Below are 6868 nucleotides of genomic sequence, written 5' to 3'. Positions count from 1 at the left end.
ACCGACTACCCCGTCCAGCCGGGCGATACTATTTACGTCCTCCAACGCCTGTTCTAAAGCTCAGGGGCAACCAGCACTTCTCCTCAAGGCGCTGCGGTTCCCGTGAGCTCGAATTTTCGAATCCTGCACTGTCTGCGCGCCCCTGTCGGGGGGCTTTTTCGCCATGTCCACGATCTTGCGCTGGGACAGGCGGAGCTCGGCGCCGAAGTCGGAATCGTCTGCGATTCCACCACGGGCGGCCCAGAAATCGACGTGGCGCTCAGCCGCCTCCAGGACAATTGCAGTCTCGGCGTGACCCGCATCCCCATGTCGCGTACGCCCGACCTCAACGATTGGCGGGTTTACCGGCGGATCGCGAAGCTCGCCCGGAAGATGGACGTCGACGTTCTGCATGGGCACGGCGCCAAGGGCGGAGCCTATGCGCGTCTGGCTGGCAAGGGCCTCCGCAAAAAGAAGAATACGAAGGTCGTCTATACGCCGCATGGCGGCGTGATCCACTATTCGCCCTCTTCGTTTTCGGGAAAGCTCTATTTCGCCCTGGAACGAAGACTCATGCGGCTGACGGACGGATTCGTCTTCGAGAGCATGTTTTCCGGCAACCGGTATGCGGAGCTGGTCGGGCGTCCCGAATGTCCGGCCCGCGTGATCTATAACGGCCTGCAACGGCACGAGTTCTACGAGTCGCTCCTGGCGGACGATGCGGTCGACTTCGTCTTCGTGGGCGAACTGCGCAAGCTCAAGGGCGTCGACGTGTTTCTCGAGGCCCTTGCCAAGCAACAGACGATCTTTCCGGGACGGGCCATCATCGTCGGCTCCGGACCGGACGAGAAATCTTTCAAACGGCTGGCCCGGCGGCTCGGCCTCGGCGGCCAGGTCACGTTTTCGGCCGCAGCCGCGCGCACTGCGTTCGTGCGGGCCCGCTGCGTTGTCATTCCATCCCGCGCCGAATCGCTGCCCTACATCGTCCTGGAGGCGGCGGCCGCCCAAATGCCGATCATCGCGACCAATGTCGGGGGTATCCCCGAAATCATCGGGGACATTCCCATACCCCTGGTGCCGCCCGGAGACGTGGACGCGCTCGCCGGCCAGCTCCGCGCGTTTCTATCCGACCCCCGGCCCTTTTTGAGGCGGGCCGCGGAACTCCAGAAGCATGTCGGGGACGTCTTTTCCGTCGACATGATGGTCCGCGAGGTTGTGGATTTCTATATCACCGATCTCGGCGCCGGCCTGCACAAGCTGCCCGAGAACGAGACCTAAACGAGTTCTTAACCATGGCCCAAGTGAGTCGGCCAAATGCGCTTTCCGCTAAACGATCCCAAAGCCGGTCCATGCGATATTCGGTCTTGGGAGCGATAGGACGGAATGCCATTTTTTGGCCTGCTGTCTCGGGGATGGGTGGCCCTCAGAAGCCACAGTTCGGGATCGGATACGCATGAGCGATACGGATGCAATCAGGGGGCGGCGCGCGCCCGGTCGCCGCGTGAGCGGCGAGGATGGCGCCCTGCCCTTCCCGGACCGGCGCAAGGCGCCCCGCCCTCCGCTTGCGGAGATCCGCAGAGGCGGCACTTTGAACCTGGTCCCGCCGGTCGTCATTACCGGCGTCGTCCGGGTGACCGAGCTGCTGCTCATCGGCGTGTTGGGGTTCGTAATCTATCTCAGCTACGTGGAGTATGAGGGAGAACGGACTCATCTGTTCTATCTGGCCGCCGTCGTCGTCGCGGCGCTTGGCTACATGGCGATCGCGCAGGTCTTGAATCTTTATCGCGTATCGTCCTTCAACGCGTTCGTTCCCGGCTTTACGCGGGTCTTCATCGCCTGGACGACCGTGATCGCCGGTCTGATGAGCCTGGCCTTCTTCATCAAGATCGGTGCGGATTTCTCCCGTGTCTGGATCGCCACCTGGTACGTGTCGGGACTTGGCGTGCTCTTCACCGAACGTCTGGTGGTCTCGCTGCTGGCCAAGCAATGGCTCAAGGAAGGCCGCCTGTATCGCCGCGCGGTCATTGTCGGCGGCGGACCCGAGGCTGAACATCTCATCAAGGCGCTGGAGGCCTCCGCCGACGCGGATATCCGGATCGTCGGCATCTTCGACGATCGCGGCCCCGACCGTGTCGGCCCCATCGTCGCCGGCTATCCCAAGCTCGGCAATATCAGCGAACTCGTCGAGTACGCGCGCTCGTCGCGATTGGATCTTCTCATCGTCACGCTGCCGATCACCGCGGAAAGCGGCTGCTGCAACTGTTGAAGCAGCTCTGGGTGCTGCCGGTCGACATTCGTCTCTCCGTTCACGGCAATCCGCTGCGATTCCGGCCGCGCACCTACTCATATATCGGCAACGTCCCCTTCATCGACATTACCGACAAGCCCATCGCCAATTGGGACGTGGTCAAGAAGTGGCTCTTCGATAAGGTCGTCGCCACGCTTGCCGTCATCGTGCTGGCGCCGCTCATGGCCTTGATCGCGATCGCCATCAAGCTCGATTCCAAGGGCCCGGTGTTGTTCCGCCAGAAGCGGCTGGGATTCAACAACGAGAAGATCGACGTTCTCAAGTTCCGCTCGATGTTTACCGAGGACACCGATGTGGACGGCGACAAGCAGGTCACGAAGGACGATCCCCGGGTCACACGGGTCGGACGGTTCCTGCGCCGGACGAGCCTCGACGAACTGCCGCAGTTCTTCAATGTGCTGAAGGGCGACCTGTCCTTGGTCGGACCGCGCCCCCATGCCATGAACTCCAAAGCGGCCGACAAGCTCTACGACGACGCGGTGGACGGGTACTTCGCGCGGCACCGGGTGAAGCCCGGCGTCACGGGCTGGGCCCAGATCAACGGATGGCGCGGCGAAACGGACACGTCGGAAAAGATCGAGCGCCGCGTGGAACACGATCTCTATTACATTGAGAACTGGTCCGTGACGTTCGACCTCTACATCCTTCTGATGACGCCCATCGCCCTCGTCAGGGGCGAAAACGCCTATTAGGGATCGGGCCATGTCCGTGACCTATGGCGGAACGGCGATCGAAGCGCCCCGGGCGGCACAGCCGATCGCCCCCGCTCAAAAACACGTCCGGCCCGGCTTCAAACGGCTGGTGCTGATCTATCTGTGGATCGCGATCGCCAGCGGCTGCGTCGTCTATGTGGAACCGGCCCCGTACGACGTGCTGTTGCTCGCCGCGGTGATCCTCCTACCGGTTGCCGGTCTCGTCGCCCTGCCCCGCACGCTGGCCATCTATCTTCTGGCGCTTTGCGGGATCGCCGCCGGGGGCTATGTGGCCTCCACCCAAGCCGGACTCCTGGACGTGCCGGTCAAGCACGTGACGATCACCCTGTATCTCGGGCTGTCGTCGGTGGTTCTCGCAGCCTTCGTCGCCTACGACCCGATCCCGCACACGCGGCTCATCATGTCGGCCTATGTGGCTGCGGCGCTGGTGGCCTCGATCGCGGCCTTGGTCGGCTACTTCAATTTGGTGCCCCCCCTTTACGACATCCTGACCGAGTTCGGCCGCGCCCGCGGCACCTTCAAGGATCCGAACGTCCTCGGTGCGTTTCTGGTGCCGGCCGTGCTTTACGCCATGAATGGCGTTCTAACGGGACGTGCCCCACGGGCCTTGCTCTGGAGCGCCGTCCTTGCGGTGCTGTTCCTTGCGACCCTGCTCAGCTTCTCGCGCGGGGCTTGGCTGAACGTCTTCACCGGGCTGGTCGCGTACGGCTTCCTTGCATTCGCGGCATCCGCCACGAACCGCAAGCGCATCAAGCTCCTGGTCTTGGCGGTTCTGGCGAGCCTGGTTGCCGTCGGCGTCCTGGTCTCGATCCAAATGGTGCCGCAGGTCGCCGAGAATCTCGGCGAACGGGCGACGTTCCAACAGTCCTACGATGTGGGTCCCGAGGGGCGCTTCGCGGGCCAGGCAAAGGCCGTGGACCTCGTGTCCTCTCATCCACTGGGGATCGGGGCGCTGGAATTTGCGCGCCTGCATCACCCCGAGGACGTCCATCAAGTCTACCTCAACATGTATCTCAACACGGGGTGGCTGGGCGGCACGCTCTATCTGTTCCTGGTGCTGGCGACGATTGCCCTGGGCCTGCGGCTGATCCTTCGCGACCGCCGGTTCGGCGATCTCGGCGCGGTCGTCTGGCCGCGTTCGTCGGAATGGCCGTCGAAGGGCTTGTGGTCGATACCGACCACTGGCGGCACTTCTATCTGATCATGGCGGTGATTTGGGGCATGGCGGCCGCCCGCCCGCCTCAACGCCTGATCGGGCCCGCGGTTCGCCCCTGATGCTGCGGGGCGTGCGAGGCCCGGGACCGAAGGCCCCGGAAGGACCAAGATAAAAGAAAGCCCCGGACGGGGGGCTGCCGGGGCTTTCCGAATGGTTCCTGTTTGGGGGGGGGGAACCTGGACGGAGGAGGGAAACTCCGTCGCTACAATGAACTCTAGCACCAAACCGCACATCTCGAAAAATGACAAAATTGTGTTCCAGGAGGGCTGTCCCCAGCTTTCTCTGCGTCACCCATCTGCAACAGGTCGAGGACTTTTTCCTCGAGGACTTTTGCTGCCCGATAATGGCCCAGATTGGCGCGGTAGAATGTCCTCCAACGCGCGTTGACGCGGGGGCACGAGGGAAACGGAGGAAGCCTTGCCGTCTGGCAGGGCTTCTTCTGGTTCGAGTGCCGGCAAGACGTCCAAGACAACACGATTGATGGCGCCAAGACGGCCGGCGACGACTCCGTCGGGGGGTCTAACCCGTGCGAGCCGCCCTTGGCGAAATCCAATCGGCGTTGTGTGTTGGGAGAAAAATGGTCGGAGCGGGGAGATTTGAACTCCCGACCCCCGGTCCCCCAGACCGGTGCGCTAACCGGGCTGCGCTACGCTCCGACATTCCGGTATTGGGCGACCTGCATATACCGGTTCGCCCTCAAGAAACAAGCGAAAGCATGCGGACGCGGCCCGCGTGCGGCCCTTCGTCAATCTTGCGCGTCGGCGTTTGCCAGAATCTGGCGGCAGGTGTCGAGTTCTTCGATCAAGACAGTCAGATCGTCTTCGAGCGATCCGAGACCGGGTGAGATCGCCACGCGAGCGGCATCGGCCGCGACATCGGGAATCTCAGGCGCCGTGGCGCCCTCTGCGCCGGCGTCTTCGCCAAGCCCCCGGTAGTCCATCACATAGCGCGGTCCGTGCTCGCGCAGGATCTTCTGGACGCCACGAATGGTGTAGCCGTCGCTGTAGAGCAGAAGCCGGATACCCCTGAGCAGCGCGACGTCCTCCGGCCGGTAGTACCGCCGGCCGCCGCCGCGCTTCATCGGCTTGAGCTGACTGAATTTGGCTTCCCAGAACCGCAGGACGTGTTTCGGGACGTCCAATTCGTCCGCGACTTCGCTGATCGTGCGGAAGGCTCGGGTGCCTTTTCCAACGCACTCCTCCTAGCGGAAAGACGGTTGCTACTCGCCGGAGCTGTTGCCCGACAGCGAATCGTTGATCCGCTGCTTCATGATGTTGCTGGCCCGGAAGACTAGCACACGCCGCGGCGTTATCGGGACTTCCTGGCCCGTCTTCGGATTGCGCCCGATCCGCTCGCCCTTTTCGCGGATGCCGAACGAACCGAACGACGACAATTTGACCTGGTCTCCACGCTCCAGACTCGACACGATCTCGCGGAGCACCAGCTCAACGATTTCTGCCGACTCATTTCGTGGCAATCCAACTTTTTTGAACACGGCCTCTGCAAGGTCGGCACGTGTCAATGTCTTCCCGCCCATCGTATTGCAGCTCCCCCAAAGTCGCGGGACGAGGCAAGATGCTAGCCGAGCGGGCAAGCACGGGTCAATTACCCGTTGTATCAAATTCCTGATTTTGCGTCATAATCTCGGGAGGTGTGGCTTTCACGGCACTCACCAGCGGATAAGCAGCGCACCCCATGTAAAGCCGCCGCCCATCGCTTCCAGAAGCACCAGGTCGCCCTTCTTGATGCGGCCGTCGCTGCAGGCCGTCATCAAAGCAAGTGGAATCGAGGCTGCCGATGTATTGGCATGCTTGTCCACGGTCATAACCAGCCGTTCGCGCTCCAGGCCAAGTTTTCGAGCCGCACCGTCCAAGATACGCTTGTTGGCCTGGTGCGGAACAAACCAGTCTATGTCGGACGGCGTGTATCCGGCCTTTTGCAAGGTTTCCAGAATAACGTCGCTTATCTTGGTAACGGCATGGCGGAACACTTCAGGCCCGTCCATGCGCAAATGTCCGACCGTGCCGGTCGAGGACGGACCGCCGTCCACATAGAGCTTGTCGCGATACCGTCCGTCCGACCGCAGAGTTGTTGCCAGGACACCCCGCTCGGGGAAGGCGCCGTTCGGCTTCTGAGCCTCGACCACGAGCGCCCCGGCTCCATCGCCAAAGAGGACGCAGGTGGAGCGGTCCTCCCAATCGAGGATGCGCGAGAAGGCTTCGGCGCCGACGACCAGAGCACGCTTGAACTGGCCGCTCTTGAGGTAATTGTCGGCGGTTGACAGGGCGAAGACGAAGCCGGAGCACACGGCCTGAACGTCGAACGCCGCCCCTTCCGTGATTCCGAGCTCGGCCTGGATGGTAACGGCTGTCGCCGGGAAGGTCTGGTCCGGCGTCGACGTCGCCAGCACGATCAGATCGATATCACCGGCCTCGAGCTCCGCATCCGCGAGGGCGCGTTTGGCCGCCTCGATCGCCATGGACGAGGTCAGCTCCCCGTCTGCCACGATACGCCGTTCGCGGATCCCGGTCCGCGCCACGATCCACTCGTCGGAGGTGTCGATGGTCGCGGTCAGGTCTTCATTGGTGACAATGCGGTCCGGCAAGTAACCGCCGACGCCTTTCACCACTGACCGCAAATTTGACAAATGAC

General features: G+C 62.7%; 6 protein-coding genes, 1 tRNA gene and 1 pseudogene. 4 read left to right on the top strand and 4 right to left on the bottom strand.

Annotated elements, in window-relative coordinates:
- Window positions 1–102: 102 nt before the first annotated feature.
- The 4 genes and pseudogenes from AUC68_RS11700 to AUC68_RS11690 all read left to right on the top strand — a co-directional run bounded on the left by AUC68_RS11700 (window position 103) and on the right by AUC68_RS11690 (window position 4201).
- A complete protein-coding gene (locus AUC68_RS11700; RefSeq protein WP_244500503.1) occupies window positions 103–1257 on the top strand; it encodes a glycosyltransferase family 4 protein in 1155 nt (384 codons plus the stop codon).
- Window positions 1258–1432: 175 nt separating this feature from the next.
- The gene (locus AUC68_RS17845; protein ID WP_244500502.1) at window positions 1433–2245 is read left to right on the top strand and encodes a Rossmann-fold NAD(P)-binding domain-containing protein; all 813 of its coding nucleotides are present in this window, start codon (window positions 1433–1435) and stop codon (window positions 2243–2245) included.
- Window positions 2179–2979 (top strand): annotated as a pseudogene (locus AUC68_RS17840) (exopolysaccharide biosynthesis polyprenyl glycosylphosphotransferase); the annotation flags it as partial. The gene AUC68_RS17845 and the pseudogene AUC68_RS17840, both read left to right, overlap by 67 nt.
- 10 nt (window positions 2980–2989) lie before the next feature.
- Complete coding sequence (locus AUC68_RS11690) at window positions 2990–4201, top strand: O-antigen ligase family protein (RefSeq protein ID WP_069437772.1); 1212 nt, start codon at window positions 2990–2992, stop codon at window positions 4199–4201.
- A gap of 593 nt (window positions 4202–4794) precedes the next feature.
- Here the strand turns inward: AUC68_RS11690 and AUC68_RS11685 are convergent.
- The 4 genes from AUC68_RS11685 to AUC68_RS11670 all read right to left on the bottom strand — a co-directional run bounded on the left by AUC68_RS11685 (window position 4795) and on the right by AUC68_RS11670 (window position 6863).
- Window positions 4795–4872: transfer RNA gene (locus AUC68_RS11685), tRNA-Pro, on the bottom strand.
- Window positions 4873–4961: 89 nt separating this feature from the next.
- Window positions 4962–5357, bottom strand: coding sequence for a MerR family transcriptional regulator (locus AUC68_RS18755; RefSeq protein ID WP_425283229.1), 396 nt, complete (start codon window positions 5355–5357; stop codon window positions 4962–4964).
- A 78-nt stretch (window positions 5358–5435) separates the two neighbouring features.
- Window positions 5436–5753 carry an integration host factor subunit alpha gene (locus AUC68_RS11675; RefSeq protein WP_069437770.1) on the bottom strand — a complete coding sequence of 106 codons (318 nt, stop codon included), beginning with the start codon at window positions 5751–5753 and terminating at the stop codon, window positions 5436–5438.
- 132 nt (window positions 5754–5885) lie between these two features.
- Window positions 5886–6863: a beta-ketoacyl-ACP synthase III gene (locus AUC68_RS11670; RefSeq protein ID WP_069437769.1), complete on the bottom strand. Its 978-nt coding sequence runs from the start codon at window positions 6861–6863 to the stop codon at window positions 5886–5888.
- Window positions 6864–6868: the final 5 nt, after the last annotated feature.

Source organism: Methyloceanibacter methanicus (genome assembly GCF_001723285.1).
Taxonomy (GTDB): domain Bacteria; phylum Pseudomonadota; class Alphaproteobacteria; order Rhizobiales; family Methyloligellaceae; genus Methyloceanibacter; species Methyloceanibacter methanicus.
Note: the sequence above shows the minus strand (reverse complement) of the source record. Positions and strands in the feature narration are given on the sequence as shown.

What these genes read in the sequence shown, in the direction of transcription:
- AUC68_RS11675 (WP_069437770.1), bottom strand. Translation starts at nt 5,753, where the DNA reads ATGGGCGGGAAGACATTGACACGTGCCGACCTTGCAGAGGCCGTGTTC.
- AUC68_RS11690 (WP_069437772.1), top strand. Translation starts at nt 2,990, where the DNA reads ATGTCCGTGACCTATGGCGGAACGGCGATCGAAGCGCCCCGGGCGGCA.
- AUC68_RS17845 (WP_244500502.1), top strand. Translation starts at nt 1,433, where the DNA reads ATGAGCGATACGGATGCAATCAGGGGGCGGCGCGCGCCCGGTCGCCGC.